24 protein-coding genes and 1 tRNA gene are annotated in these 26,353 nt (G+C 63.5%); 7 read left to right on the top strand and 18 right to left on the bottom strand.

The window, feature by feature from the left end; all coding sequences use genetic code 11:
- Window positions 1–16: 16 nt before the first annotated feature.
- Window positions 17–658 carry an AIM24 family protein gene (locus ACRHIG_RS31090; protein WP_101483726.1) on the top strand — a complete coding sequence of 214 codons (642 nt, stop codon included), beginning with the start codon at window positions 17–19 and terminating at the stop codon, window positions 656–658.
- 3 nt (window positions 659–661) lie between these two features.
- The gene (locus tag ACRHIG_RS31085) at window positions 662–1,399 is read left to right on the top strand and encodes an AIM24 family protein (protein ID WP_489628982.1); all 738 of its coding nucleotides are present in this window, start codon (window positions 662–664) and stop codon (window positions 1,397–1,399) included.
- Window positions 1,400–1,534: 135 nt separating this feature from the next.
- Here the strand turns inward: ACRHIG_RS31085 and ACRHIG_RS31080 are convergent, their stop codons facing one another.
- Both ACRHIG_RS31080 and ACRHIG_RS31075 read right to left on the bottom strand, forming a co-directional pair.
- Window positions 1,535–2,332 (bottom strand): enoyl-CoA hydratase, encoded by a 798-nt coding sequence (locus tag ACRHIG_RS31080; protein ID WP_489628981.1) that lies wholly within the window; start codon window positions 2,330–2,332, stop codon window positions 1,535–1,537.
- 42 nt (window positions 2,333–2,374) lie between these two features.
- Window positions 2,375–3,004, bottom strand: coding sequence for a head GIN domain-containing protein (locus tag ACRHIG_RS31075; protein WP_070305483.1), 630 nt, complete (start codon window positions 3,002–3,004; stop codon window positions 2,375–2,377).
- Between the two features lie 175 nt (window positions 3,005–3,179).
- Between ACRHIG_RS31075 and ACRHIG_RS31070 the strand changes: the two genes are divergently transcribed.
- Window positions 3,180–3,737 carry a flavin reductase family protein gene (locus tag ACRHIG_RS31070; protein WP_489628980.1) on the top strand — a complete coding sequence of 186 codons (558 nt, stop codon included), beginning with the start codon at window positions 3,180–3,182 and terminating at the stop codon, window positions 3,735–3,737.
- Window positions 3,738–3,956: 219 nt separating this feature from the next.
- Here ACRHIG_RS31070 and gdhA read toward each other — a convergent pair whose 3' ends face one another.
- The 8 genes from gdhA to ACRHIG_RS31030 form a co-directional block, all read right to left on the bottom strand.
- On the bottom strand, window positions 3,957–5,300 hold the full coding sequence (gdhA, locus tag ACRHIG_RS31065; RefSeq protein ID WP_475414895.1) for an NADP-specific glutamate dehydrogenase: 1,344 nt from the start codon (window positions 5,298–5,300) through the stop codon (window positions 3,957–3,959).
- 207 nt (window positions 5,301–5,507) lie between these two features.
- Window positions 5,508–6,539, bottom strand: a complete 1,032-nt coding sequence (locus ACRHIG_RS31060; RefSeq protein WP_475414896.1) for a glycosyltransferase family 2 protein — start codon at window positions 6,537–6,539, stop codon at window positions 5,508–5,510.
- On the bottom strand, window positions 6,536–7,837 hold the full coding sequence (locus tag ACRHIG_RS31055) for a Rieske 2Fe-2S domain-containing protein (RefSeq protein ID WP_489628979.1): 1,302 nt from the start codon (window positions 7,835–7,837) through the stop codon (window positions 6,536–6,538). The genes ACRHIG_RS31060 and ACRHIG_RS31055 overlap by 4 nt, the downstream gene beginning before the upstream one ends.
- Window positions 7,838–7,839: 2 nt before the next feature.
- Window positions 7,840–8,880 (bottom strand): polysaccharide pyruvyl transferase family protein, encoded by a 1,041-nt coding sequence (locus ACRHIG_RS31050; protein ID WP_489628978.1) that lies wholly within the window; start codon window positions 8,878–8,880, stop codon window positions 7,840–7,842.
- Between the two features lie 55 nt (window positions 8,881–8,935).
- Window positions 8,936–9,658 (bottom strand): Stf0 family sulfotransferase, encoded by a 723-nt coding sequence (locus tag ACRHIG_RS31045; protein ID WP_489628977.1) that lies wholly within the window; start codon window positions 9,656–9,658, stop codon window positions 8,936–8,938.
- A 323-nt stretch (window positions 9,659–9,981) separates the two neighbouring features.
- Entirely contained in the window at window positions 9,982–11,085 is a 1,104-nt protein-coding gene (locus tag ACRHIG_RS31040) for a DUF819 family protein (RefSeq protein WP_489628976.1), read from the bottom strand.
- Between the two features lie 326 nt (window positions 11,086–11,411).
- A complete protein-coding gene (gene trhP / locus ACRHIG_RS31035) occupies window positions 11,412–12,773 on the bottom strand; it encodes a prephenate-dependent tRNA uridine(34) hydroxylase TrhP (protein ID WP_489628975.1) in 1,362 nt (453 codons plus the stop codon).
- A gap of 88 nt (window positions 12,774–12,861) precedes the next feature.
- Complete coding sequence (locus ACRHIG_RS31030) at window positions 12,862–13,500, bottom strand: TetR/AcrR family transcriptional regulator (RefSeq protein ID WP_489628974.1); 639 nt, start codon at window positions 13,498–13,500, stop codon at window positions 12,862–12,864.
- Between the two features lie 105 nt (window positions 13,501–13,605).
- Between ACRHIG_RS31030 and ACRHIG_RS31025 the strand changes: the two genes are divergently transcribed.
- Window positions 13,606–14,427, top strand: a complete 822-nt coding sequence (locus ACRHIG_RS31025; RefSeq protein ID WP_489628973.1) for an MFS transporter — start codon at window positions 13,606–13,608, stop codon at window positions 14,425–14,427.
- Window positions 14,424–14,813, top strand: a complete 390-nt coding sequence (locus ACRHIG_RS31020) for an MFS transporter (RefSeq protein WP_489628972.1) — start codon at window positions 14,424–14,426, stop codon at window positions 14,811–14,813. The genes ACRHIG_RS31025 and ACRHIG_RS31020 overlap by 4 nt, the downstream gene beginning before the upstream one ends.
- Here ACRHIG_RS31020 and ACRHIG_RS31015 read toward each other — a convergent pair.
- The 6 genes from ACRHIG_RS31015 to ACRHIG_RS30990 form a co-directional block, all read right to left on the bottom strand.
- The gene (locus ACRHIG_RS31015) at window positions 14,810–15,055 is read right to left on the bottom strand and encodes a DUF1059 domain-containing protein (protein WP_489628971.1); all 246 of its coding nucleotides are present in this window, start codon (window positions 15,053–15,055) and stop codon (window positions 14,810–14,812) included. The genes ACRHIG_RS31020 and ACRHIG_RS31015 overlap by 4 nt on opposite strands.
- A gap of 66 nt (window positions 15,056–15,121) precedes the next feature.
- Window positions 15,122–17,476, bottom strand: coding sequence for an acyl-CoA dehydrogenase (locus ACRHIG_RS31010; RefSeq protein ID WP_489628970.1), 2,355 nt, complete (start codon window positions 17,474–17,476; stop codon window positions 15,122–15,124).
- A gap of 144 nt (window positions 17,477–17,620) precedes the next feature.
- Entirely contained in the window at window positions 17,621–17,953 is a 333-nt protein-coding gene (locus ACRHIG_RS31005; RefSeq protein ID WP_070305493.1) for a hypothetical protein, read from the bottom strand.
- A gap of 254 nt (window positions 17,954–18,207) precedes the next feature.
- The gene (locus tag ACRHIG_RS31000) at window positions 18,208–19,338 is read right to left on the bottom strand and encodes a TIGR03088 family PEP-CTERM/XrtA system glycosyltransferase (protein WP_489628969.1); all 1,131 of its coding nucleotides are present in this window, start codon (window positions 19,336–19,338) and stop codon (window positions 18,208–18,210) included.
- Window positions 19,339–19,342: 4 nt separating this feature from the next.
- On the bottom strand, window positions 19,343–20,899 hold the full coding sequence (locus tag ACRHIG_RS30995) for a polysaccharide deacetylase family protein (RefSeq protein WP_489628968.1): 1,557 nt from the start codon (window positions 20,897–20,899) through the stop codon (window positions 19,343–19,345).
- 251 nt (window positions 20,900–21,150) lie between these two features.
- Window positions 21,151–21,226: transfer RNA gene (locus ACRHIG_RS30990), tRNA-Phe, on the bottom strand.
- Window positions 21,227–21,345: 119 nt separating this feature from the next.
- Between ACRHIG_RS30990 and ACRHIG_RS30985 the strand changes: the two genes are divergently transcribed.
- The gene (locus ACRHIG_RS30985; RefSeq protein WP_489628967.1) at window positions 21,346–22,116 is read left to right on the top strand and encodes a hypothetical protein; all 771 of its coding nucleotides are present in this window, start codon (window positions 21,346–21,348) and stop codon (window positions 22,114–22,116) included.
- Window positions 22,117–22,157: 41 nt separating this feature from the next.
- On the opposite strand, the gene ACRHIG_RS30980 is transcribed toward ACRHIG_RS30985, so the two are convergent.
- Complete coding sequence (locus tag ACRHIG_RS30980; protein WP_475414535.1) at window positions 22,158–22,586, bottom strand: hypothetical protein; 429 nt, start codon at window positions 22,584–22,586, stop codon at window positions 22,158–22,160.
- Between the two features lie 123 nt (window positions 22,587–22,709).
- On the opposite strand from ACRHIG_RS30980, the gene ACRHIG_RS30975 reads away from it, so the two are divergent.
- Window positions 22,710–23,789 carry a cytochrome-c peroxidase gene (locus tag ACRHIG_RS30975; protein WP_489628966.1) on the top strand — a complete coding sequence of 360 codons (1,080 nt, stop codon included), beginning with the start codon at window positions 22,710–22,712 and terminating at the stop codon, window positions 23,787–23,789.
- Window positions 23,790–23,908: 119 nt separating this feature from the next.
- On the opposite strand, the gene ACRHIG_RS30970 is transcribed toward ACRHIG_RS30975, so the two are convergent.
- Window positions 23,909–26,188, bottom strand: a complete 2,280-nt coding sequence (locus ACRHIG_RS30970) for a S9 family peptidase (RefSeq protein ID WP_489628965.1) — start codon at window positions 26,186–26,188, stop codon at window positions 23,909–23,911.
- Window positions 26,189–26,353: the final 165 nt, after the last annotated feature.

The raw sequence follows: 26,353 nt of genomic DNA, 5'->3' as shown, positions 1-26,353 counted from the left end.
TCAGCGAGGACCCGTCATGCCTGTCTATCAGCAGATCAATGAAAAGATGCTTGAGGTTAAACTCGGCAATGAAGAAGTGTTCGCCCGCAAGGGCGCCATGGTGTCCTACCAGGGCGACGTGGCGTTCAGCCGCTCCTTCCTGGCCGGCCAGGGCGTGCAAAGCCTGGCCATGCGCGCCGTCACGAACGAGGGCTATGCCCTGATGTCGGCGCGCGGCACGGGCAGCGTGTTTTATGCGCAGGGCGGCCTGTTCGTCAGCATCGTGCCCGTGCGCGGCGAAACTTTCTATGTGGAAAGCGACTCCCTGCTGGCCTTCGATGCGCGCCTGACGGCCGGTACCATGTTCCTCGGCAACCAGGGCGGCGTGCAGGGCGTGGTGCGCGGCATGGCCTCGGGCCAGGGCTTGTTTACCACCACCCTGCAAGGCACGGGCGAGGTGGCGATTTTGTCCGACGGCAATGCCATCGGCTTGCCCGTCACGCCGGACGTGCCCGTCTTTGTCGACCCGCAAGCGTATATCGGCCACACGGGCCAGCTGAGCTCGACCATCGTCACGGACCTGAACTGGAAAACCTTTGTCGGCCAGGCGTCCGGCGAATCGTACCAGGTGAAGTTTACGGGCCAGGGCACGGTCTACATCCAAGCGAGCGAAAGGTAAGCCATGACGATTTACAATCCCGATACCTTGCCGAAGAACGATAACCTGAACCGTTTTTCGTATGTCATCGACGTCAAGGAACAGATCTTCATTCGCAAGGGCAAGATGATCGCCTTCTATGGCGAATTGCGCTTCGAAGCCATGGGCAGCAGTGTGCTCGACTTGATCGTGCGCAATGCCTTCAATGCACCGAAATACGTGCACCATTTTGTCGTGGCGCAAGGGCAGGGCCAATTGATTTTGGGCGACAACGGCAACGACCTGGCGTGCTACGACCTGGACAACGCCAACATGACCATCCGCGCGAAAAACCTGCTGGGTTTTACGAAGGATGTGATTTGCCAGGAATCGACCTTGCCCGGTTATCTCACCATGATAGGCACGGGCAAGGTGATCGCCTCGTCGAACGGCCCCGTGCATTTCCTCGAGTTGCCGTGCCGCGTGGACGAGCAGGCCGTGCTGGGCTGGGCCGATTGCCCCAGCCCCTCGTACCACTACGACTATGCCCACGTGCAGGGCTGGGCCTCGGCCGCCGGCGCGCTCACGGGTTTTACCCTGTCGGGCGAGGAAAAGCAGATCGACTTCACGGGCGCCGGCACGGTGCTGGTGCAGTCGTCCGAGCTGGACGTGACGGGCAGCTCGGCCCTGGCCCAGCTGCTGGCGCAATTGCCGCTGCTGGGCAAGGAAGACCTGGGGACCTTGAGTCTTTCCGTGCAGCAGCAGATGAAGGATAGTCGTTAAGACCAGGCAGTCCAAGAGTACCTGACAGAACCGTAGCGAGCGGAAGGGAGAGGTAGCCGAGAAGCGCAACCGTACTGAAGTACGGTGAGCATCGCAGGCTGCCTATACCGACGCGCAGTAGGTTCGGTCAGGTACTCAAGGCTGCGCCCAGCCGGGCGGCCGCTTCTCTAAAAAGGCGGCGACGCCTTCCTCCGCATCCTCTTCCATCATGTTGCGCGCCATCACGTCGCCCGCGTACGCATACGCCTCGTCCAGCGGCAGCTGGCGCTGCCGGTAGAACATGGCCTTGCCGTAGCGGATGGCCGTCGGGCTTTTCGCCATGATCTGCTGCGCCAGGCGTGCCACGGCCTCGTCGAGCGCCGCGTCGGCCACCGTTTCATTGATCAGGCCCCAGTCGGCGGCCGTGTCGGCGTCGATGAAGCGGCCCGTCACCAGCATGTCGAAGGCCCGCTTGGGCGACACATTGCGCGACAGGGCGACGGACGGCGTGGCGCAGAACAGCCCCACGTTGATGCCGGAGACGGCAAAGCGGGCGGACGCGCCTGCCACGGCCAGGTCGCAGCTGGCGACCAGCTGGCAGCCGGCCGCCGTGGCGATGCCGTGCACGCGGGCAATCACGGGCACGGGCAAGGCCTGAATCGCCTGCATCACGCGCGAGCATTGCGCGAACAGGGTTTGATAATAATCAAGCTGGCGCGTGGCCTGCATCTGGCGCAAATCGTGGCCCGCGCAAAACGCCTTGCCTTCGGCGGCCAGCACCACGCAGCGCACGTGCGGCTGCTGCGCGATGGCATCGAACGCTTCCTGCAGCGCGGCCAGCATGGCTACGGACAGGGCATTGAATTGCAGGGGACGGTTCAGGCGCAGGGTGACGAGGCCATCCTGCTCTTCGCGCAGCACCAGCGGTGCGTCGGTATCTTGTAAAGCGGTCATGCGGTCTCCAGTGGCCTGATGGCCTTGTTTTTATGGAAAAGCTTACTTGGCGGCGTTGACGCTGCCGATGCCGGCGATCGACTTGTGCACGATCTTCGGCTTGCCGTAATACGTCAGTTCGCCCATGCCGCGCACCACGGCGTTCAGCTCGCCCGAGGAATACACCTTGACGGAGCCGATGCCTTCGAAATTCACATCGACGTTTTTCGCCAGCAAGGCTTTCGTATCGACTTCGCCCACGCCCTGCGCCTTCAGGCGCAGCCAGTCGACCTGGCCATCGGCGGCCAGGCGGCCCGCGCCCTTGTAGCTGATGTCGACACGTGGACCATTGAGCTTGGTCAATATCTTCTCGCCCGCGCCTTCCGCGATCAGCTTGCGCAAGGTGGGCATGGTGATGATGATGCGCGGGTCGCCCTCGGTCTTCTTGATATCTTTATCCTTCATGGAAATTTTCAGTTCGCCGTCGACCACTTCCGTGATCACGCCGCTGAGGAATTTCTGGTCGCCGCGCAGCAGCAGGCTTTGCTCCTTGCCCGATTCCACTTCGATGCTGATGGGGCCGCGGATGTCGATGGCGTTGAAGGCGGCGACCGTGCGGGTTTGCTCGTCGGCATGCGCGAGGGTGGAAAGGCAGGCGAGGGACAGGACTGACAACAGGAACAGAGGGCGCATGGCGGTTTCCTTGAGTAGTTGATCAGTGTATTCTATGTTGCAACATCTCCAAGGTGGAGAAATTTGCGATGAGCGGCGCAAATCGCGGCGTGGATGACACGCCGCCATCGGCCAGCCGCGCGCCCGCGAAGGCGCCGTTGGGCTATGCTATGGCGTAACGCGTCCTGGAGACTGCATGAAAAATTATCACAAAGAAGATTATCCCGTCGCCGATATCCGCCGCTTTCTCGAACCGGGGCCGGTGGTGCTCGTCACTTCAACGTGGCAGGGCGAGAGCGACGTCATGACCATGGCCTGGCACATGCTGATGGAATTTACCCCATCCTTGCTCGGCTGCTTCATTTCCGACGCGAATCACAGCCATGAAATGATCAAGCGCAGCATGGAATGCGTGATCAACCTGCCCACGGCCGACATGGTCGACCAGGTGGTCGCCATCGGCAATTGCAGCGGCGCAGACACGGACAAGTTCGCGGCCTTCGGCTTGACACCGCAGCCGGCCGAACTGGTGGGCGCGCCCCTGGTCGCCGAGTGCTACGCCAACTTCGAATGCAAGCTGGCGCAGGTGGCGGGCAACCCGAAGGGCGGCTTCTTCATCTTCGAGTGCGTGAAAGCCCACGTGGCCACCTCGCCCAAGCTGCCCGAAACCCTGCACTACCGGGGCAATGGCGAGTTCATGGTGTCGGGCCGCACGATCAGCCGCAAGAGCCTGATGAAGCCCGAGATGTTGTAGGTCGGATTGGCGCGGCTATGCCGTGCGTAATCCGACAACATTGTTGACGCTTGCGGTGGTGTCGGCTTACGCGCTTCGCGCTAAGCCGACCTACGCCTAAGAGCGCCTAACAGAACCGTAGCGAGCGGCAGCGAGTTGCGGCTGAAGCGCAACTGTGCGCATGCACAGTGAGCATCGCAGGCCGCAAATCGCGACGCGCAGTAGGTTATGTTAGGTGCTCTAAATGACACCCTGCGCCAGCATCGCATCGGCCACTTTGACGAAGCCGGCGATATTCGCGCCATCGACGTAGCTGACGGTGCCGTCGGCGCGCGTGCCGTATTGCTTGCACGCGGCATGGATGCCTTGCATGATCTGCAGCAAACGCGCGTCGACTTCCTCGCGCGGCCACGATATGCGGGCCGCGTTCTGGCTCATTTCCAGGCCGGAAGTCGCCACGCCGCCCGCATTGCTGGCCTTGCCCGGCGCATACAGCACGCCGGCCGCTTCGAAAGCCTTGGCCGCTTCGATGGTGGTCGGCATGTTGGCGCCCTCGGCCACGCACTGCACGCCATTGGCGATGAGACGGCGCGCATCGTCGATGTTCAGTTCATTTTGCGTGGCGCAGGGCAGGGCGATGTCGACCGGCACATGCCATGGCGATACGCCCGCCTCGAAGCGCACGCCCGTGCGTTCTGCGTAGTCGCTGACCCGGCCATACAGATGATTCTTGACCTCCATCAGGATGGCCAGCTTTTCCGGCGTAAAGCCGTCCTCGTCGATGACGGTGCCGCTGGAATCGGAGACGGTGATGACTTTCGCGCCCATGGCCATGGCTTTTTCCACCGCGTACTGCGCCACGTTGCCGGAGCCGGAAACGGACACGCGCATGCCTTCGAACGAGCGGCCCCGCGTCTTCAGCATTTCCTCGGCGAAATACACGGTGCCGTAGCCCGTCGCTTCCGGCCGCATCAGCGAGCCGCCGAAGCTGGCGCCCTTGCCCGTAAACACGCAATCGGCGCGGTTGCTGAGCTTTTTCATCATGCCGGCCATATAGCCCACTTCGCGCCCGCCCACGCCGATGTCGCCGGCCGGCACGTCCGTATCCGAACCCACGTGGCGGAACAGTTCGCTCACGAAGGCCTGGCAGAAGCGCATCACTTCGCCCGGGCTCTTGCCCTTCGGATCGAAATCGGCGCCGCCCTTGCCGCCGCCCATCGGTAACGTCGTCAGCGCATTCTTGAACGTCTGTTCGAAGGCGAGGAATTTCAGCACGGACAGGGTGACGGAGGGGTGGAAGCGGATGCCGCCCTTGTACGGCCCGATGGCCATGCTGTGCTGGATGCGGTAGCCGCGGTTGACTTGCACCTGCCCATGGTCGTCGACCCACGACACGCGGAACATCACCACGCGCTCCGGCTCGATCAAGCGTTCCAGCAAGCCTTGTTCCGCGTATTTCGGGTGCTGTTCCAGGAACGGCCACAAGCTCTCCATGACTTCGGTGACGGCTTGCAGAAACTCGGGCTGACCTGGATTGCGTGCGGCGACATGCTGGACATACTCGTGAGCAGATGCGTATTTCATCAGAATTCCATGGAGGTAATCGGTTATTTGGGCAACTATCATCGCAGATTTTGCACAAAAATGGTGCGGAAATTTGGTTTTGAGGGGTTTCTGCTACATTGTGGGGCGAATTTTTCAGCCGTCCGGCGCGGAAAAACAGCCCCTGACCTGATGGGAAACTTGATATAAAAACAAAAACGCCAGCGGAAGCGCTGGCGTTGTAGACCTTCACGTCGGATGTCCGGATCGTTTCGGGCGTAGCTCGGGCAAGGGCGTCTGCTTGCCGATGAGTAGCTGCATGGCGCGTTGCCGCAGTGTGTGGCGTATCCGGTGCGGGGTCCGGCATGCAATCGTATCTAACAAAAAATAGGAAAGGGTACGCAGGCTGGACGCCGGGCGTGGCACGCTGACGCGCCAGTAGCGTACCGCCGCCGAGATGCCGGTATGGCCCAGCAGGGAGCGCAGATTGTTCAGCAAGCGCGCTGAGCGGATCCGGTTGGCCAGCGCAGGTGCCAGCCGCGCAAGGTGCGGCGTGATCATGGCGTCGATATTCAGGAAATGATCGAGCTTGCGCGACATCGCCGTCATCTGTGGATGATGTTGACGATAGTGCAGCAGGACGTTGGTACTGTAGTGTATGGACATCCCGGCGCTCAGGCAGCGTATCCAGTAGTCGTAAGCGGCGCCTTCCTTGAGCTGTTCGCTAAATGGCCCCATACGGGAGAGTAGCCGTTTGCTGAGCAGCACGCCGGATGGCTGAATGGGAGAACCCAGCAGACAGGCGGGCCAGGCGGCAAACTGCCGTGGCGTTGCCCAATCCACGGGATTGCCGCCATGGCTGTTAAGCGTGGCAACTTGCGACGCATACACAATCGCATCCGGCGTTTCGGATGCTTGTACCTGTGCAAGTTGTTCAGCCAGTTTTTCAGGGCACCAGATGTCGTCGTCGTCGATGAAGGCGACCCAAGGAAAACGGGCTGCAGCTACTCCCGTATTGCGCGCGGCCGCCAGACCGCTTCCCGCATTCGGCAAGACGGTGACTTGCGGGTAGGCTTGCCGTACATAGGCGGGCGTGTCGTCGCTGCTGGCATCATCGATCAGCAGGATTTCTTGCGCGGGCCAGGATTGGGCCAGCAGCGATTGCAAGCTGTCGTCAAGAAAGCCGCGCGACCAGCCATTGCGGGTGCAAATGATGACACTCACTGCCGCCGCGCCCGCATCGAGGGCGGCAGGCAGAGCGTGGGCTGCGGCTGCGCTCATGTCGCCACGGCCGCAGGCGGCGCAACACGGATGCGTACGGTAGCGCCGTCTTGCCGGATTTCATACGGTTGCAGTGTCAGCGACGGGCAGGACGATTTTCCTGTTTGCAAGTCGAACGAGATTGCACAAGCCGGGCAATACACTTTGCCGCTGTCGCATCCGCCATCGGCCAGGTCCACGCCATAGTGCGGGCAGGCCGCGTCGTAGGCGCGGGTGCCGTCGCTGGTGTGTACCAGCATGATGCGATACGGCGCGGCATCGACGATGACGCGCTGCGTATCCGGGCCGGCGGCAGGCAGCTGGCCATGTATGAGGCCGCTTTGCTGCTCGAGCCGGCCGGCGATGACGGGAACGGCAGGCGGCGTCTGCACGGGTGCGTTCGCCACAGGCGGGCCGAAGTTGTCTTCGCGTCGCAGATGCAGGACTTCATCATGGCCTTGCTCGATATCGGCGGCCCGGCGCCAGAATTCGCGCGAATAGAAGCAGGCGGGATCGAACGTCGGCCTGGAAGCGTTCAGGCGCATGGAAATGGCCACGCGCGTGGCCTCTGTCGTGTTCAGATGCGTGCCGTGCAGCACTTCGGGATCGAAGACCAGCATCTCGCCTGCCGCCAGGGGCAGGTAGGTCGGCACCGGCAGGCGGTAGCCCGCTTGCAGGTACAGCGTGCGCCGCTCGCAGGGCAGCGTGACGTTGGCTAACTCCGGATACAGCACCATGCCCGCTTCCGCCGGCACCTCGCCTATGGCCCACCAGATATTGCGCCCGTCGCGCGAATGGCCGGCCCAGCTATCGATGTGCGGACCGTGCGCCCAGGCGGCGGGCGGGTGGCCCCGGTGATACTCCTTCGGCGCGTACACGGGGTCAATGACCTTACGGGCCTGAAATTGCTCGCGTACGGTCGCGCTGAGGCGGCCAATGCCGGGATTTTCGCTCGCCGGATTGGTCTTGCGCGCCACTTCGTAAGGGAAGTTGATGCGCAGGATCAAATAGTCATCCACATAGAAATCGCCATCCCAGCCCAGGATCTGGCGTCCGACGGCCGTCGCCATGGCCAGCAAGGGCTGGCGCAAGCGTTCCAGCACCTGGTTGCGCAAGGAAGCCACATCGTCGGTATCGATGACTTCGTGCAGCCGCTCAATGCCCTGCTGGCGCAGCACCTGAGCCTTTGCTGCGCCCTTCATTTGTCCCACCGTGGAAATAATTTCCTCGAGCACGCGCTCGGTCATGGTTTCCCAAGGGGCGAGTTCGCGGACGTGGCACTTCAGCCACACGCCCTGCGACGAAGATGGCGAGCTCATATTCATTGCTCCGTTGCCAGGGTGCGCAAGGTGTGCAAGCCGCGCACCGTAATCTGGCGCAACTCTTGTATCAGCGGCAGGGCGTTCTGGCGGGTACGGTGATATTGATCGGCCGAGCGCGCGCGGTCCATGATGGCGCTTACGCAATCGCCATTTTCCATCAGATCGACATCCCACGATGCCATGCCGATGGTCGACAGCATCGAGCGGCCCCTTTCGTCATAGGAAAGATTGATGCTGTGCGAGCCCATGGCCAGGCACGGCAGGAAGCCGTGCAGGCGGTAGCTGACGTGCAGCTTGCAGGTGCGCAGCGCTTCGATGTAGCGGCTGACTTCGTCAAAGTACATGGGCGCCGCTTCCGGGAAGCCGGCCGCGAATTCGAGATCGATGTAATCGTGGCAGGCCAGATAGACGGGTTGCGCATATTCGGCACGCAGGGCGGCAATCAGGCGGCGCAGGTCTTCTGCGATGCGCCACTGCAAGGTGGCAGGAACGCTCATGCGCATGGGGTGACGCACCGAAATGATCACGCCGCCCCTGGCCGCTTCGCCCTCGGCATTTGGGGGCAGGTACAGCGTGGGGCAGCCGCCGACCGTCACCTTGGCGCCAAGATCGGCGAGGATTTCTTGCGAACCCGTGTCGCGCACCATGGCCACCTTGGCATGCTCGACCAGGTGCCGTATTGCAGTCGGGCTGAGGGCATCGGTGCGGTCTTCCATTTGCCCATCGCGGCCCGTGATGCGGCCATGGGACAGTCCCATCAGCATCATCGGGCGGCGCAGGGCATTGACGGCCTGCACATCATAGGACAGCTGGCCGTTTTCAAACAGATTCCCGCCGCCCACGATGACGGCGTCGGCGAGGCGGTTCATGTCATAGATCTGGCGCGCTACCAAGCCGCCGAACTGCGGCCCCTTCAAGGCAGGAATGCTGACGACATTGGTGGCTTCTCCGAATACCTCGTAAAGGAGTTCTGCGGTAGCGTAGCCGATGAGATCGTTGCCGATATTGCGAGTGGTGGGCCGCACCATAAAGATATTCAATGTCCGTCCTTCTTGTTATGGGGGTGTAGGGAAATTGGGAGGCAAGGTACGGTGCTTAGCCGCGCGCCGCGAGTTCTTCGATAAGTGCCTGAAAGCGCGATTTCAGCTCCTGATCGCCAGGATAGGCGCCACGATCCACGTCCAGCATGCGCTGCGCGCTTGCCGCATCGGCGCTGACGCCGAGCAAACCGGCGATGTCATTAATCAGTGTCAAATCGTTCTGGTTGACACGTTCGGTACTGATGACGAGCGGCTGGATGCCCCGTTGCCTGAACCAGTCCTGCCAAAGCTGGTCATCCTCGGCAATCAGTTGCATGGCCTTGCGCGCCGCCAATTTGAGGCGCCAGGTCGAGTAATTCTTTGTCACCGTCGCTTGTTCGAAACCCCAGCGCCCCGTCACCATGCAAGTCGCCAGAGACGCAGCCTGGGCGACCTTGTTGTCGCGGATTAAATGCATCACGGTTGCGCCTTCGAACAGGGTTGCAAAGTCGTGTGCATGGGGCCACTTTTGAATCTGGGCAAACTGGATGTTCGATGCGAACACGCCATTCGCGGAACGCCGGGCATAAATATGTGCCAGGTAATCATGTTTTTTGATCTGCCAGCGGTTCGTCAGTGCCTGCACGCTGTTGTCATTGAAATATTCCAGCGGCACGCCGATGCCCGCGCCCAGCAACAGGCGGGCCAGCCGCTTGCTCGAGGCGCGTGGTGCTGCACAGACCAGCAGTTTTTTATCGGGGAACGCTGACGATGTTGTGTCGTAGGGAAACTCGCGCATTTCGGCGGGCGTAGGGCGCATGGTGCCTGGCCACACTGAGCGTGCGTCAGTCAACGGAGTGTTGCAACGGTCATTCATGGATAGTGGAGATAGGCCTGCTCAGCCTTGTTAGCGGCGATTGGATGTCTTAAAAGCAAGCGAATTGTTTTTATGGAAAAATTGTTGTCTTCAAATACTATCTCACTTCACGCTACTACCTCATGAAGTTGCATTTTATTTACGTTAATGTGTCGCTTCGTAGCAACTGTTAGTGACTTGTAGTAAGGAGGCCAGTAACGGCAACGCCAGCCGGCAGGCTGGCGTTGCCGCCATTGCCGCGTGGATCACCCCGCCATGCCGCGCAAGATCAGCCCCGTGATGTAGGCGCCGTAGGTGCCCAGCGCGTAGCCGAGCACGGCCAGCAGGACGCCCACGGGGGCCAGGGCCGGGTGGAAGGCGCTGGCGATGACGGGGGCCGAGGCGGCGCCGCCGATGTTCGCCTGCGATCCGACGGCCATGAAGAACAGGGGCGCGCGGATCAGCTTGGCGACGAGCAGCATCAGGCCGCCGTGCACGGCGATCCAGATCAGGCCCAGCAGGAACAGGAAAGGCTTGTCGAACAGGGCTTTCAAGTCCATGTGCATGCCGATGGTGGCCACCAGCACGTACAGCATGGCCGAGCCGATGGTCGAGGCGCCCGCGCCTTCCAGGCTGCGCGCCCGGGTAAAGCTCAGCAGCAGGCCGAAGGTGGTGGCGAGCACGACGATCCAGAAGAAGTTCGACGTCAGGCTGTAATCCTGCAGGCGCCAGGCGGCGGGCAGGGTGGTGATCCAGCTGATGATGGGGCCGGCCAGGAAGTGCGACAGGCCCGTCACGCCCAGGCCCACGCCGAGGATGATCATGATGTCGGTCAGATTGGCCACGCGCGCGTGCTGGGCGCGGTAGCTTTCGATGCTGTCCTTGAGCGCATTGATGGCGGACAAATCGGCACCCGTCCAGCGGTCGAAGGCGCCCGCGCGGCCGGCCAGGAACAGCAGCACGGCCGTCCACACGTTGGCCACCAGTACGTCGACGGCGACGAACTGGCCGAACAGGGTGGCGTCCACTTCAAACACTTCCTTCATGGCCGCCTGGTTGGCACCGCCGCCTATCCACGAACCGGCGACGGTGGTCATGCCGCGCCAGGTGTCGCCCGCCACCGTTTCCGGGTGGATCAAACGCAGCGCCTCGAACGAGACGAGGGCGCCCAGCATGACGCCGAGTGTTCCTGTGAGAAACATGATGATGGCCTTGGGGCCGAGGCGGAGGATGCCGCCGAAATCGATGGCCACGCACAGCAGCACCAGCGCGCTGGGCAGCAGATAGTCGCGCGCCACGGCGTACAGGCCGGAAGCGTTGCCGTCGATGATGCCAAACGTGTTGAGCAGCGCCGGAATCAGATAGCACATCAGCAGCGACGGGATATACGTATAAAACTTTTTCCAGAAGCCGTCGGCGCGGGAGGCGGTCCAGAAGACGCCCCCAGGGTCATGGCGAGCAGGCCGAGGACGACGGCGTCATTGGTGATCAGGGCAGAGGTGGCAGGTGGCATCGGGGATTCCGGTGAACGTGTCAGGGACACCCGGGATGCCGATCAGGCCCCCGGGCGCAGGGTGGCCGTATCGTATAGCAATGTTGAAGCCTAAACAAATTATTTAGGCAGTGTTGGCTGGAATTTTTCTTGTCAAATCAAACACTTGGAAACTGCTCGCCACCGCGCGCGGCAGACTGGCGGTTACAAATAGCGGGCCAGCAAGGCTTTATTCAGCGCCCCGTCGAGTTCGATGCGCACGAAGTGGCCGCTGCCGGGGGCTACCTGGATCTCGCTGCCATCGTCGGCCAGCATGCGGGCGATGGTGAAGTCGCGGTTGCCGCCCGGGTGCAGGGCTTCGATGCGGTCGCCCACGGCGAAGCGGTTTTTCACTTCCACCCTGGCCCAGCCGTTGGCCACGTCCAGCACGTCGCCCACGTACTGGCTGCGGTCCGCCTCGGACGCGCCGCGCATGTAGTTCTGGTGCGTCTGCGTGTGATGGCGTTGATAAAAGCCGTCCGTGTAGCCGCGGTTGGCCAGGCCTTGCAGCTGGCCCAAGAGGCTGATGTCGAAGGGGCGGCCCGCCACGGCATCGTCGATGGCCTGGCGGTAGACCTGCGCCGTGCGCGCCGCGTAGTACAGCGACTTGGTGCGGCCTTCCACCTTCAGCGAATCGACGCCGATCTTGACCAGACGTTCGATATGCTCGACGGCGCGCAAGTCCTTCGAATTCATGATGTAGGTGCCGTGCTCGTCTTCGAGGATCGGCATCAGCTGGCCCGGGCGCTGCGCCTCTTCGATCAGGTATGGCTGGTCGGCCAGCGGGTGGCGCGGCTGCTGGTGCAGGGCGGAAAAGGCATTGTTGTCGGCTTCGGCCAGCGCCTGGTGAAATTCCAGCGGCACCACCTGCATGCCGCCCAGGTCGCCGCTGGCGTCTTCCGCCGCATTCTTGACCTTGTAATCCCAGCGGCAGGAATTCGTGCACGTGCCCTGGTTCGGATCGCGGTGGTTGAAATAGCCGGACAGCAGGCAGCGGCCCGAATAGGCGATGCACAGGGCGCCGTGCACGAACACTTCCAGTTCCATTTCCGGGCAGCGCTGGCGGATTTCCTCGATCTCGTCGAGCGACAGTTCGCGCGACAGGATCACGCGCGTCAGCCCCATGCGGTGCCAGAACTTCACGTCGGCCCAGTTGACGGCATTCGCCTGCACGGACAGGTGGATGGGAATCTCCGGCCACTTGTCGCGCACCATCATGATCAGGCCCGGATCGGCCATGATCAGGGCGTCCGGGCGCATGGCGATCACCGGTTCCATGTCGCGCAAATACGTTTTCAGCTTGGCGTTGTGGGCGAAGATATTGCTCGCGACAAAGAACTGCTTGCCGCGCGCATGGGCGCCATCAATGCCTTCTTGCAAGGCTTGCAAGGTCGAAAAATCGTTATTGCGCACGCGCAAGCTGTAGCGCGGCTGGCCCGCGTAGACGGCGTCGGCGCCATAGTCGAAGGCGGCATGCATCTTGGCCAGGGAGCCGGCAGGCAGGAGGAGTTCGGGAGCGTGGCGCATGGGATGGGCAAAGCCGGCGATTGTAGGCGGGCTGGCGCCAGATTGCCTTGCCTTGGGTCAAGGGATTGACATCCGATGCCCGGCAACGTCAGACGTAAGGCGTGCCCGCCAACGCCGCCTTCAGGCCGACATGCCCCTGGTCCACCAGGGCCAGGAAGCGGGCCTTGGCCAGCTGCGCGTCGCCGTGCCGCGCGAAGGCACGGTGCGCTTCGATCAGGGCCGTGCTCCAGGTGGCCAGCAGCAGGCTGGCCGCCAGCCGGGCCTGGGGATCGTGCGCGTCGCGCCCCGTGCTGTCGGTCAGCGCCGTTGCCACCACTTGCGCCAGTTCGTCGCGGATGGCCCGCGCCCGCGCTTTCAGGGTCTCGCTGGCCTCGATGGTGGCGATAAAACCCTGGCCGGCGGCGGAAAACGTGACGTAGGGACTGTCTTCGGCCACCAGCCGGTGCGCCAGCAGGCGCAGGGTTACGATCGGGGGCACCATGGGATCGCGCTGGCGCAAGGCGGCGCGCAGCAGCTCGCGTCCCTCTTCCTCGCGGTCGAAGAACATGTCTTCCTTGCGGGGAAAGTGGTTGAACACCGTCATGCGTCCCACGCTGGCAGCCGCCGCGATCTCGTCCACCGTCACCTGCTCGAAGCCGCGCCCGAAAAACAAGCGCGTGGCAGCATTCGAGATGGCTTGCCGGGTGGCAAGGCGTTTGCGGGAGCGGAGGTCGGAAGGAATCGTCATGTTGCTGCGATCATACACGAAGTGTACTGAGTACAGATAAGGCTTGATGGCGCGGCCAAGCCAGGCGTACTATTTATGTACTGAGTACATATTTAGATTGAGTATATGAAAATAGCCGTTCCGGCGACAGCACTGCCTGTCATCTTTGCCACCGTCATGCTCGACGCCATCGGCATCGGCCTGATCTTCCCCATCCTGCCCGCCCTGCTGCGCGACGTCACGCATGCCGATAACGTGGCGCCGTATATCGGCATCATGACGGCCCTGTACGCGCTGATGCAGTTGGTTTTCGCGCCCGTGCTGGGCGCGCTGAGCGACCGCCTGGGACGCCGGCCCGTGCTGCTGCTTTCGCTGGCGGGCGCGGCCGTCAATTACCTGTTTCTCGCGTTTGCGCCCAACCTGTGGATGCTGCTGCTGGGGCGCGCCATCGCCGGCTTGACGAGCGCCAACGTCTCCGTCGCCACGGCCTACATCACCGACATTTCCCCTGAAGCGACGCGGGCGCGTCGTTTCGGCTTGCTCAACGCCATGTTCGGCGCCGGTTTCATCATCGGCCCCGTGCTCGGTGGCGCGCTCGGCGATTACGGATTGCGCCTGCCGTTCATGGCGGCGGCCATCTTGAATGGCGGCAACCTGCTGCTGGCGTTGTTGACGTTGCCCGAATCACGAACGCCGACACGCGAAAAAATCGACCTGGCGGCATTGAATCCATTGCGCCCGCTGCGCTGGGTGTTTTCTCAGAAAAGCTTGCTGCCGATCACCGCCATCTTCTTTACCTTCAGCGCGGCCGGCGAAGTGTATGGCGTGTGCTGGGCGCTGTGGGGCCACGATGCGTTCGAGTGGAACGGGTTGTGGATCGGCCTGTCGCTGGGCGCCTTCGGCGTGTGCCAGGCGCTGGCCCAGGCTTTTTGCCCGGCCCGGCCGTGAAGCTGCTGGGCGAGCGCACCACCATCCTGACTGGCGTCGGTTGTGCCTGCGTCGCGCTGGTCGTCATGGCCTTTGCCAGCCGCGGCTGGATGGTTTTCGCCATCATGCCCGTGTTCGCCTTGGGCGGCATCGGCGCGCCGGCCCTGCAATCGCTGGCCACGCGCCAGGTTGATGAAGGCCGGCAAGGCCAGTTCCAGGGCGTGCTGGCCTCGTCCGTGAGCCTGGCATCCGTGCTGTGTCCGCTGGTGTTTTCCAGCATTTACTTTGGCGTCAGGGCGTACTGGCCCGGCGCCGTCTGGCTATCGGTGATCGTCGTGTATGCGGCGCTGGTGCCGCTCGTGCTGGGCTTGCGCTTGCAGAGGCCGGCGCAAGCCCTGGCAGGCTAGTGTGCGTGCGAGACTCCGCTGCTGCCGGCCTGCCCCGTCATGGGCAGGTGTTCGGGCGGCATGCCGTCCTTGAACAATTGACGCAACTGCTGGCGCAGCTCCGGCGTGTCGTGGTGATGGTGTACCGAGACTGCGTGTTCCACAGCAATGCCCAATAGCTCTTCTTCGCTGTCGGCCGAGATGGCAACCGAGCAATGCGTGTCACTTGGGAACTCCCGGCAATCGATGAATTTGCGCGTCATGATCAACTCCTTTCTGCCAAGAGCGGGCACCGTGCCCGCTCCATTCAGTATAGGTCGCAATCTGGCTTAGGCTGCACGGCTGCTGGTATCGGCCCTGTGCACAGGCAAGTGTTTTGGCTGTGCCGCATCGGTGGGAAAATCGTCGACCTGGATCAAACCATCGACCAGGCGCGCATATTCCAGCAAGGTATTGTGCTCCTGGCAGCTGATGGTGCCTGCCGCCTTGGCCGCGGCCAGCCACGGCTGCATGGCGGACAGGCTTTGCGGCAGGTGCCGCAGGGCCGCGCCTTCGGGCGTGTCCCTCAGGCGTTTTTCGATGTGCAGGACCTCGGGCTGCAGGGCCAGCGCCCGCTCGGCGCAGGCGACGGGATCGTTGCTGTCGCTGGCGACATGGCCGTCGGCCAGCAGGCGTTCGCGGTCGGCGCCCGGCGTTTGCAGGGCCAGCGCCACCTCGCTGCCCAGTTCGTCGGCCGGCGGACGGTGTGGCAGGCCGAACGGGAACAGCAAGGTGCGCAGCAGCACGGCCAGCACGCGCGCGGGGAAATTGTCGAGCAGGCCCGTCAAGCCCTGCTGCGCCTGGACCAGCGCATCCTGCAGTGACCAGTGCACATACGGCAGGTCGGCCTCGGGCCGGCCATCATCCTCGTAGCGCTTCAGTACGGACGAAGCCAGGTACAGTTGCGCCAGCACGTCGCCCAATCTGGCGGACAGCCGCTCGCGGCGCTTGAGTTCGCCACCGAGCACGAACATCGACATATCCGTCATGACGGCAAACGCCGTCGACAGCCGTGTCAGGGCGCGGTAGTAGGGCGCCAGTGCGGGTGCGCCGGCGTCGGGCACGGCCGCCAGGCGGGCACCGCCCAGTCCGTACCACAGTCCCCTGGCCAGGTTGCCCAGCACAAAGCCCACGTGGCCGAAAAAGGCCGCATCGAAATCGCGCAGGGCCTTGCGGCCGTCGCTTTCGCCGACGGCGGCCATTTCCCTGAGTACATACGGATGCGCGCGGATGGCGCCCTGGCCGAAGATGATCAGGCTGCGCGTGAGAATGTTGGCGCCTTCGACGGTGATCGCGATGGGGATTTGCTGGTAGGCGCTGGCGAGGAAATTGTTCGGGCCCACGCAGATGCCCTTGCCGCCAAGAATGTCCATGCCGTCGTTGACGAGCGCGCGGCCCCGCTCCGTGACGTGATATTTGACGATGGCGGAAATGACGGCCGGCTTCTCGCCCAGGTCGACGGCGTGCGCGGCCAGGGTACGGGCCGCGTCCATCAGGTACAGGTTGGCGCCCATGCGGGCCAGCGCTTCTTGTACCCCCTCGAACTTGCCGATCGGCATGTTGAACTGGCGCCGCACGGCCGCATACGCGCCGGTGCCGCGCACGGCCATCTTGCCCATGCCCACGCTGGACGAGGGCAGAGAGATGGCGCGTCCGGCCGCCAGGCATTCCATCAGCATGCGCCAGCCTTTGCCCACTTGCGCCTGGCCGCCGATGACCCAGTCGATGGGGATGAAGACATCGTTGCCGGACGTGGGGCCGTTCTGGAACGCGGCGTTCAAGGGATGGTGGCGCCGGCCGATCACCACGCCGTCGTGGCTGGCGGGGATCAGGGCGCAGGTGATGCCGGGCGTATCGTTGTCGGAGAGCAAGTGGTCGGGATCGCTGGTCTGGAACGCCAGCCCCAGCAAGGTCGCCACGGGCGCCAGGGTGATGTAGCGCTTGTTCCAGCTGAGGCGGAAACCCAGGGTAGGCCTCCCCTCATGCATGCCCATGCACACCACGCCCAGGTCGGGGATGGCGGCCGCGTCGGAGCCTGCATACGGGCTGGTCAGGGCAAAGCAGGGAATCTCGGTGCCGGCGGCCAGGCGCGGCAAGTAATGGTTTTTCTGTTCTTCGGTGCCGTAGTGCAACAGCAATTCGGCCGGTCCCAGCGAATTGGGCACCATCACGGTCACTGCCAGCGCCGAGCAGCGGCTCGACAGTTTCATCACCACCTGCGAATGCATATAGGCGGAAAACTGCTTGCCGCCGTACTGCTTGGGAATGATCATACCGAGGAAACCCTGGCTTTTCATGTAGGCCCAGGCTTGCGGTGGCAAGTCGAGTTGCTGCTGCGTTTCCCAGTCGTCGACCAGTTCGCACAGGCGCTCGACGTCGTGGTCGAGAAAGTGGCGCTCCTCGGCGGTGAGCGAAGCGCGTCCATACGCCAGCAATTTTGTCCAGTCGGGCTTGCCGGAAAACAGATCCGCATCCCACCAGGTGGTACCCGCCTCGAGGGCGTCGCGTTCCGTGCCGGACATGCTTGGCAGGATGCGCTTGAACAAGGCCAGCAGGTGCGGGGTAATCAGTGCGCGGCGCAAGGGGCCGGGCGCGAACAGTAAAGCCAAGCCCAGGAGGGCCACCATCAGTATGATCGTCAGCATGCGATATCTCCCTGTGGAATAAGAACAGGATAGGCCGATGCGGCCGATGTTACTGTGCGGTACAGCGCATACGGAGCAACGCCAACCGCAGGGGTTGGCGTTGTGGGGAAACAAGGTTGCCGGTGATGACCGGCGCTAACGGTATTAGCGTTGTGGAACGACAATCACCGTGTCGCCCGTCTTGCCCTTGGCACCGTCGTCGCCCTTGGCGCCGTCGTTGCCTTGCGCGCCGGTAGCGCCCTTGGCGCCATCGTAGCCGGCGGCACCGCTGTCGCCGGTCTGGCCAGTGGCGCCGGTGGCACCGGTCGCGCCGGCAGGGGCTTCAGCGCCCGTGGCGCCGGTGGCGCCGGCAGGACCAGGTGCGCCGGCAGGGCCGGGAACGACTTGGACGACGGTGGGCGCAGGTGGCGCTTCGCGCTGGCAAGCGGTCAGGGCGAGGGTAGAGGCGAGCGCGAGCAATATCAGGGTAGTTTTCATGATGCATCCTTTGGCGGTGAGCCGTAATGTACGGAACGGCTCGACGGCGTCGGGCGCGAGTTTCGCATGGCGGTGTGGCGGGGAGAGCTGACCAGGCGACCCGTCTGCCGTGTCGCGCAGGGCGCTGGCGGCGGGAGGAGAAGTGATGGTCTGCCTGCAGCATGTGCTCTTGGGCGGCCGCAGTCCGTACGTTTGCGTACATAGCGGTGGGGGCAGGAACGTTTTTTGCGCAGATGGACCACTCTCGGCGCCCGCTAATGACACAACCGCTGGTACACCGACTGGTAGTGCGCGACCATGGCGGGCAGGCTGAAATGGTCGACGGCCGCGCGCCGCGCGGCGGCGCCGTGCGCGAGGCGCAAGGCAGGTTGCGTCATATAGTCGTCCAGGAGCCGGCTCAGGGCGGGCACGTCGCCAGGCTGGAACAGCCGGCCCGTAAGCCCTTCCTGGACCAGCTCGGGATTGCCGCCCACGCTGGTGGCGAGGGCCGGCACGCCGCTGGCCATGGCCTCGAGCAAGGTATTCGAGATCCCTTCCGACAAGGAAGGCAGGACGAAGACGTCAAAATTGCGCAAGGCCCCGGCGACGTCGTGCAAGGTGCCGGGAAACCACACGCGCTCCCCGACGCCTAGCGCGGCGGCCAATGCGCGCAGGTCCGCCGACAGCGGGCCGCTGCCGGCCATCACGAGGCGCGCCCTGGCGTGAAGCGGCGCCAGGCTGGCAAAGGCGCGCAGCAGGGTGGCTTGATCCTTGACGGGCTGCATGCGGCCGACCGTGCCTATGATGATCGCATCGCCGCCCGCGTAAGCTGCGGGCATGGCGCAGCGGGGGCCGTTTTCCCGGGGCGTGAAGCGGGTCGTGTCGACGCCGTTGTAGATCTGGCTGATCCTCGCGGGAGCGATGCCCACGCGCCCGGTCAGGTAGCTTCGCAGGTTTTTCGAGACCGTGACATAGCGGTCGATCAACGGTGAATGCAGCTGGCGCAGCAGCGCCGGCTTCCACTGGTCGCCGCGCAAGTTGTCGACATCCCAGCCGTGCTCGCCATGGACGGCATGGCGCACGCCCGCCAGCCGTGCCGGCAACAGGGCATCGAGAGCGGACTGGTTACGTGTATGCAGAATAGCTGGCTGGAGCAGGCGGCATAGCTTGTAGATCTCGCGGCGCATCGCCCACACGCCGATGCGGCTGCGCTTCAGGGCAATGACGTCCACGTCGCGGCGAACGATGCGGTCGCGGAAGTCCGAATAATCTTCGATGCAGACGATGCCATGCCGGAAGGCCGATTCGGGCATATGGTTGATCAGGTTGACCACGCCATTTTCCAGGCCCCCGGTGACCAGATGATGCATGACATGCAAGACCAGCGGCGGCGCTTTTCCGCTCATCCGCTCATCTCCATCCCAGGCACGCGAACAGGAAGGCGCGATCGGAATACTCCCAGTGTATGCCGCGCCGTAGCAGGTTGAACGGATCCACGGCGCCGATATTGCTGCCGCCATAGGCGGACAGGCAACCGACATAGCCGGCTTGCCTGACCAGTTCGAGGCGCTCTGGCGTCATGTGCCGGCGTCCCCCGTATGGATAGCCGAGCACGACGCTTTCGAGTCCCAGTGCGTGCCGCAAATCGTCACGCGAGCGCGCCAGTTCGTGGCGAACGACGTCTTCCGGTTCGGCCGCGCAGTCGATATGGTTGACGGTGTGGGAGCCGATCAGGAAACCCTCGTCGCGCATCGCGCGCAGCTGTTGCCAGGTCATCATCGGTATCGCCGGGTTGCCCCGTCGCGCGTCGTGCGGAAAGGCGCGCCCGGTGCCAATGAAGCCGGTGGCGACAAAAAATGCGCCGGGAATCCGGTGCTTCATGAGGATAGGCACGGCGTTGGTGTAGTTGTCCAGGTAGCCGTCGTCGAAGGTGACGCATACCAGCGGGCGGGGCGAGGCGGGGATTGATTCGAGCCTCAGCGCCTGCTCGATCGGCAGCACCGTGCAATGCTTGCGCAGCAATGCCATTTGCCGGTCAAACTGTGCGATTCCGACGCTGAGATTGTCGCGCGCGCTATCGCTGACGCGATGGTATAGCAGCACCGTCAGGCGTGGCGCGAGCGCGCGTGTCAGGCCGAGACGCCCCAGCACGGATGCGCCAGCCGCTGCGCCATCCTTGAGCATTCTGCGCATGGCGTGGCCTCCGGGCCGCTGGCCACGCAGCAGCCTGGCGTCCAGTTCGGCCACCTGTGCCAGGCTGGGTTTTCGATAGGTCGCGCCGCCCCCTGCTTGCGTCAGCGCCGGCGGGGCGCCGGCAAGCACTTGCCGCACCGCATCGCGCATCAGATGGACGCCCGCTTCGTCCAGGCGCAGCTGCATGCCGCGCACCGTCGAATAGGCTTCCCGCTCGAGCGTGGCCGCCAGCACGACATTGCCCGTGTCGAGCTTGTCGTCGACCCAATGGATGGTGCAGCCGACCGACGGCTCGTCGTTCCACAATTCCCAGAATGCCGGCGGCATGCCGCGGTAGTCGGGCACTTTTCCCTTGTGCAAGTTGAGCGTGCCGAGCGTGGGAAGGGCGAACAGCGGCCTGCGCAAGACCGGCGCGTTCAGCGCCAGGCCCAGCGTCGGCGCGAAGGCCTTGACGGCGGACAGCGTGGCGTCCGCATGCATATCGGCGACGGTGAGCACGTCGAGGTGCTTTGGCGCTGCCATCGCACCCTGCCCAGGCGCGGGGCGCGCGCGCAGGCGCCGCCAGATATCCGCGGCTTGATATGGTATCCAGCGCCAGCCATTCTTTTTCAGGTTCGCCCACTGGCTATGCAGCAATTCAGGCGCTGACTTGCGCCGCGCGTGGATCACGATCAGCCAGCGCAAGCCGGGAAGGGCGCGCTCAATCGCGGCGATCCCCTGGCGGATCGAATAGCCATCATTGCCCGTAAAGACCACAATCTTGTGCTCATTCATGCGCGTGGACTCCTTGGTCGAGGAGATAGGCTGGTCCGCTGGCATTGGTTGCGTGCCTGTCGCCCGTTGATGGACTGTCGCCCAAGGACGGATGTTGCACTTTGTAATAAATCAAACAGCGATGAAATTGCGCCTCGATGGGCGAGGGCGGGCGTCTGCGGCAGGGCGCGGCTACATTGGCGCCGGGCACGGCGAAGCCCGGAAACGACAACGCCCACTGGCGGGAGTGGGCGTTTCATGGAGACTGTTCTTGGTGGCCCGGGGCGGAATCGAACCACCGACACAAGGATTTTCAATCCTCTGCTCTACCGACTGAGCTACCAGGCCAAGGCGGCGAATTATAGCAGAAAGACTTTCCACCTGACCAGAGCTAGCTGTGTTCAAATGCAACAGATGGCCAAAACATGGTGTTTTGGCATCCTTGTATGAGCTGAAGGGATGTGGCGATGCGGCGACGTATTGGAGTGCAGGGCCTGGCGGCTGCGGGCTTGTTCAGTTTGTTTTGCGGCGCGGCGCGGGCCGATGGCCTGGCCGATCTGAATGCGGCGCTGGCGCGCTTGCAGGGCCAGCTGCCCATCAAGGCGCAGGTGGAATCGAAAACCTGGCGCCGCGAGGGCGAGGGCAAGGCGGCGGAAGAGGATAGCGGCCAGGCCACGGTCGCTGTCGAGGGCGGACCGGCGGGCTTGCAAGTGCTCTACAGTAAGGAGGTGCTGGCAAAAGTGGAGGCCGAGCAACGCGCCAGGGTGAAGGATCCGAAGGCCAGGACGCCGATCGGTTTTGCTTTGGGGGAAATGAAGGCGACAGAGCTGCGTTCCATGGTGTCGGCGGCCGATTCCCTGTCGCGCGAGATCGAGGAAGCCGTGTTCAGCGGCGAGAAGATGGATAGCTACAAGGGCAAGCCGGCGCGCCTGCTGAGTTTTACCTTGTCGCTCGACAAGGTACCTGAGAAAGACCGCAAGTATGTGAAGAAGTTCGAGGGCGGCATCGAGGTGTGGATCGCCGCCGACGGCACGCCGCTGGCCAGCCATTTTCACTTCGATGTCAGCGGGCGCGCCTTTGTCGTCGTCAGTTTTACGCAAAAGACGGACGAGACGCGCCAGTATGGCGTCAGCGGCGACCATTTATTGTTGCTGCGCAAGGAAAGCAAGAATGCCACTGCGGGCGCGGGCGAGAAGGTGGAAAGTAAGATCGTCAAGACCTTGCAGCTGCAGTCCTGACTTGTTGCAGAATCACGCAAGCCGCTGATCCAGCGGCTTTTTTACATCGCCGAGCTGCCGCCCAGGCCGCTCTTTTGCAGCACGCAGCGCCCCGCTTCGCAGACGGCGCCCGGGTCCGTGACGATGGAGCAGGTCGACATCATGCCGTCCGCCTGCTGCTGCTTGCGGCTGGCCTCGGCTTGCGCCTGGGCCAAGGCCTTGAGTTTTTTGCCGTCATTGTCCTTGCTGGACCAGGCCAGGTAGCGCTCGGGGCCGCCGCAGGCCTTGGCGCCGATGGCGATGGTTTGGCATTGCTGCGTGGAATCGCAGGCGGCGGCGCCCACTTCCGCCTGGATTTGCGCCAGCAAGCCGGCATTGCCGGGCGCGGGCGGCGCATCTTGTGCGGGGGCGCTGCCGCAGGCACTGGTGGCCAGCAGCAGGATGGCGGCGCACGCGGTGCGCAGCAGGGCGGAGCAGGGAGGTGTATGCATGCCCTCATCATGTGCCACGCTTGCCCAAATGGCAAGCGCGATTCGCGCGCTGGACGATCCTTGACGCCGGTCATTTTCATTATCAAGCCGTCAAAGTTAATATAAATCAACATCCAATCAGCGATGGTCGGGTGGCGACCGGGCCGCCGCGCTGCATTCCCGCGCCGGCGTGCACCGCCGATTCGGGAATGCTTCCAGGAGTTAGACTATGCGCCGTACCCTCTCCCCTTTGTCTTTATCGCCAGCCTCGCTTTCAGCGGCACGCTGCACGCCGCCAGCAAGGAGCCGATCCAGCCCATCACGGCCGCCAAGGTGGCCAATCCGGCCATGGTCGAACTGGGCAAGAAACTGTTTTTCGATCCGCGGCTGTCGCGTTCCGGCTTCATTTCCTGCAATAGCTGCCATAACCTGAGCATGGGCGGCACGGATAACATCAAGACGTCGATCGGCCATAACTGGCAGCGCGGACCCATCAACTCACCGACGGTGCTCAATGCCAGCATGAACGTGGCGCAATTCTGGGATGGCCGCGCCAAGGATTTGCAGGAGCAGGCGGGCGGCCCCATCGCCAATCCGGGCGAGATGGCTTTTACGCACGAGCTGGCCATCGACGTGCTGGCCTCGATTCCCGCCTACCGCGCGGAATTCCGGCAAGTGTTTGGCCAGGATAAATTGACCATCGAGCAAGTGACGCGCGCCATCGCCGCCTTCGAGGAAGTGCTGGTGACGCCCGGTTCGCGCTTCGACCAATGGCTGATGGGCAAGAAAAGCGCGCTGACGAAAGACGAGCTGGCTGGCTACCAGCTGTTCAAGTCCAGCGGCTGCATCGCCTGCCATAACGGCCCCGCCGTCGGCGGCAATACCTTCCAGAAGATGGGCGTGGTGGAACCGTACAAGACGGCGATGACGGCGCAGGGACGCTCGGCCGTGACGGGCAAGGATGCCGACCGCTTCAACTTCAAGGTGCCGACCCTGCGCAACGTGGAGCTGACGTATCCCTACTTCCACGATGGCGAAGCGGCCACCCTGACGCAGGCCGTCGACGTGATGGGCCGTTTGCAGCTGGGCCGCACGTTTGCGCCTGATGAAAACGCGCAACTCGTCGCCTTCCTGAAAACCCTGACGGGCAAGCAGCCGCACCTTGTGCTGCCGATCCTGCCGCCATCGAGCGACACGACGCCGCGGCCCGTGCCGTTTGACTGAGTGCTTGTGGTGGGTGTGGTGTCGGATTACGCCCTTGCGGGCTAATCCGACCTACACCTGAGCGAGTAGGTCGGATTAGCGGCGCAGCCGCGTAATCCGACATTTTTTGTTGATATCGCTTATTTCAACGTACGATTGAACAGCTGATAGATGCGGCGGTACTCGTCATACCACGCTTCCGGCTGCACGAAGCCGTGGCGCTCCATCGGGTAGCTGGCCATTTCCCAGTGATCCTTTTTGAGCTCGATCAAGCGCTGCGCCAGGCGCACGGAATCCTGGTAAAACACGTTGTCGTCGATCATGCCGTGGGCGATGAGGAGGTTGCCCGTCAGTTTGTCCGCGTATTCGATGGGCGACGAGATTTTATACGCCTGAGGATCGACGTCCGGCGTGTTCAGGATATTCGCCGTGTACTCGTGGTTGTAGGTGGTCCAGTCCGTCACGGGACGCAGGGCGGCGCCGGACTTGAAGATTTCCGGCGCGCGCATCAGGGCCATCAGGCTCATGAAGCCGCCATAGCTGCCGCCATAGATGCCCACGTTCCGGATGTCGCCCTGGTGCTGTTGCGCCAGCCAGTTGGCGCCGTCGATGAAATCTTCCAGCTCCGGGTGGCCCATCTGGCGGTAGATGGCCGTGCGCCAGGCGCTGCCGTAGCCGAGCGAGGCGCGGTAATCGACGTCGAGCACGATGTAGCCTTGCTCCACCAGCAGGTTGTGGAACATCTGTTCACGGAAATACACGGGGTAGCGCTGCGTCACGTTCTGCAGGTAGCCGGCGCCGTGCGCGAACATGACGATCGGATACTGTTTGCCCGCTTCCAGCTGCTGTGGCCGGTACAGCTTGGCCCAGATGGGCGCTGCGCCATGCGTGGACGGCACTTGCACCAGTTCCGGCATGACCCAGCTGCGCGCCTTGAAGGCGTCGCTGCGCGTATCCGTCAGGATAGTCGCCTTGCCGCCAGAGACAGGAATGGTCGCCAGCTGGGCCGGCATATAGCTGCTCGAATAGCGCAGCAGCAGCTTGCCGTTATCGGGCGACAGGCCGAAGTTTTCCACACCTTTCAGATTCGTCACTTCGCGCGCGCCGCCCTCCTTGGCCGTGCTGGCGCACACTTCATACGTGCCCGGCGCCTGCCGGTTGCACATAAAATAGGCAGTCTTGCCGTCGCGGCTCCATTCGACGGCGCTCACTTCCCATTGGCCTTGCGTCAAGGCACGCGCGGGCGCGGCGCCCGTTTTCGCGTACAGGTGGGCGTAGCCGCTTTCCTCGGACAGATACCACAGGGTAGCGTTGTCGGGCAGCCAGCCGAATTCCTCGGCGCGGCGGTTGACCCAGGCCGTGTCGCTGATGCGGTGCGCCGGAACCAGGGAGGCGTTGGCCAGGTCGACGGTGGCGAGCCAGCCGTCCTTGTTGTCGATGGCGCGCACGCGCACGGCCACGCGCGAACCGTCATCGGTCCAGGCGATGCCGTCGCGCTGGGCGTCGATGCGCACGGCACGGTTGCCTTTCAGCGGCGGCAGCTTCTGTTCGGCGCGCAGGCTGGCCAGCGGGTCGGTGGCGATGCCGGGCAGGCTGTCGAAGGCGATCTCGCGCACCTGGCCCGTGCGCAGGTCGGCCAGTTTCAGGCTTTGCGCGATCGGCATGTTGCGGCCCACGCGCGTGCGCTCGTCGTCCGCTTCCGGGTAGCCCGTCTCCGTGACGTAGCGGGCCAGTTTGCCCAGCTTGCCCTTTTCGGCGGCCTTGTCCTGCGTGACGAACAGCAGCCAGCGGCCGTCCGGCGACAGGGCGCTGCCGGAAATCGTGACTTTGTCGCCCAGGTAGATCGGTTCCGGCGCGCGCGTGGCGTCCAGGCGTCGCTCTTCGTGGCGGCGCTCGCGGCTGGCGTCGCGGTCGTCCTTCTGGCGCGCCAGGTTGACGATCAGGCGCAGCTGCAGCTCGCGCAGGGCGTCCGCTTCCGGCTTGGCGTCCGGGTCCTTGGCCGCGCGCAGCAGGGCGACGGGGGCGCTCAGGCGCTCCGCGCGGCTCCAGCTGAACCAGTCGCTGCCGCTGCGGTATTGCACGGCGCTGCCGTCGGCGGAATACTGCGGGTCGCTGATGGCGGAGACGCCGCGCGTGATCTGGACCAGGGTGCCGTTTTTCAGGTCGCGCTCGAACAAGTCGCCGTTGCGCAGCAGGATGGCGCGCGTGCCGGCCCGGTTGACGACCATCTGCTGGCCATCGAGGTTCGCCAGCTGCGCATCGTCGACCTTCTTGCCGCTATTGAGTTTCGCATGCGCGCCCGCTACGTGAAACGTGTCGCGCAGGGGCGAACCGAGGCGTTTTTGCTTGTAATACAGCTGGCCATTCCAGCCCCACCATGCCGCTTCGACGGGCGTGCCGATCCAGTCGGGATCGGCCATGGCCTGGTCCAGCGTGATCGGCGTGGGCGCGTTGGCGGAGGGGCCGCATGGGCGGCGGGCGGCAGAGATAGCAGCAGGAGCGGCAGCAGGGGAAGAACCAGACGCATCGGGGATCGCTTTAATAAAAGGGGATGGTGAAGGTACAGGCTATGAGGCCGGTATTCT

It is taken from the genome of Janthinobacterium sp. C22, assembly GCF_057919405.1.
This window is presented reverse-complemented; position numbering and strand designations above follow the sequence as displayed.

Bases quoted from the DNA above. Each gene is read 5' to 3' on its own strand.
- ACRHIG_RS31000 (WP_489628969.1), bottom strand. From the start codon at position 19,338: ATGAGCGGAAAAGCGCCGCCGCTGGTCTTGCATGTCATGCATCATCTG.
- ACRHIG_RS31085 (WP_489628982.1), top strand. From the start codon at position 662: ATGACGATTTACAATCCCGATACCTTGCCGAAGAACGATAACCTGAAC.
- ACRHIG_RS31045 (WP_489628977.1), bottom strand. From the start codon at position 9,658: ATGCGCGAGTTTCCCTACGACACAACATCGTCAGCGTTCCCCGATAAA.
- ACRHIG_RS31060 (WP_475414896.1), bottom strand. From the start codon at position 6,539: ATGAGCGCAGCCGCAGCCCACGCTCTGCCTGCCGCCCTCGATGCGGGC.
- ACRHIG_RS31070 (WP_489628980.1), top strand. From the start codon at position 3,180: ATGAAAAATTATCACAAAGAAGATTATCCCGTCGCCGATATCCGCCGC.
- ACRHIG_RS31010 (WP_489628970.1), bottom strand. From the start codon at position 17,476: ATGCTGACGATCATACTGATGGTGGCCCTCCTGGGCTTGGCTTTACTG.
- ACRHIG_RS30985 (WP_489628967.1), top strand. From the start codon at position 21,346: ATGCGGCGACGTATTGGAGTGCAGGGCCTGGCGGCTGCGGGCTTGTTC.
- ACRHIG_RS30970 (WP_489628965.1), bottom strand. From the start codon at position 26,188: ATGGCCGATCCCGACTGGATCGGCACGCCCGTCGAAGCGGCATGGTGG.
- ACRHIG_RS31025 (WP_489628973.1), top strand. From the start codon at position 13,606: ATGAAAATAGCCGTTCCGGCGACAGCACTGCCTGTCATCTTTGCCACC.
- ACRHIG_RS31040 (WP_489628976.1), bottom strand. From the start codon at position 11,085: ATGTGCTATCTGATTCCGGCGCTGCTCAACACGTTTGGCATCATCGAC.
- ACRHIG_RS31005 (WP_070305493.1), bottom strand. From the start codon at position 17,953: ATGAAAACTACCCTGATATTGCTCGCGCTCGCCTCTACCCTCGCCCTG.
- ACRHIG_RS31090 (WP_101483726.1), top strand. From the start codon at position 17: ATGCCTGTCTATCAGCAGATCAATGAAAAGATGCTTGAGGTTAAACTC.
- ACRHIG_RS30975 (WP_489628966.1), top strand. From the start codon at position 22,710: ATGGTCGGGTGGCGACCGGGCCGCCGCGCTGCATTCCCGCGCCGGCGT.
- ACRHIG_RS31030 (WP_489628974.1), bottom strand. From the start codon at position 13,500: ATGACGATTCCTTCCGACCTCCGCTCCCGCAAACGCCTTGCCACCCGG.
- ACRHIG_RS31055 (WP_489628979.1), bottom strand. From the start codon at position 7,837: ATGAGCTCGCCATCTTCGTCGCAGGGCGTGTGGCTGAAGTGCCACGTC.
- ACRHIG_RS31015 (WP_489628971.1), bottom strand. From the start codon at position 15,055: ATGACGCGCAAATTCATCGATTGCCGGGAGTTCCCAAGTGACACGCAT.
- gdhA (WP_475414895.1), bottom strand. From the start codon at position 5,300: ATGAAATACGCATCTGCTCACGAGTATGTCCAGCATGTCGCCGCACGC.
- ACRHIG_RS30980 (WP_475414535.1), bottom strand. From the start codon at position 22,586: ATGCATACACCTCCCTGCTCCGCCCTGCTGCGCACCGCGTGCGCCGCC.
- ACRHIG_RS31080 (WP_489628981.1), bottom strand. From the start codon at position 2,332: ATGACCGCTTTACAAGATACCGACGCACCGCTGGTGCTGCGCGAAGAG.
- ACRHIG_RS31075 (WP_070305483.1), bottom strand. From the start codon at position 3,004: ATGCGCCCTCTGTTCCTGTTGTCAGTCCTGTCCCTCGCCTGCCTTTCC.
- trhP (WP_489628975.1), bottom strand. From the start codon at position 12,773: ATGCGCCACGCTCCCGAACTCCTCCTGCCTGCCGGCTCCCTGGCCAAG.
- ACRHIG_RS30995 (WP_489628968.1), bottom strand. From the start codon at position 20,899: ATGAATGAGCACAAGATTGTGGTCTTTACGGGCAATGATGGCTATTCG.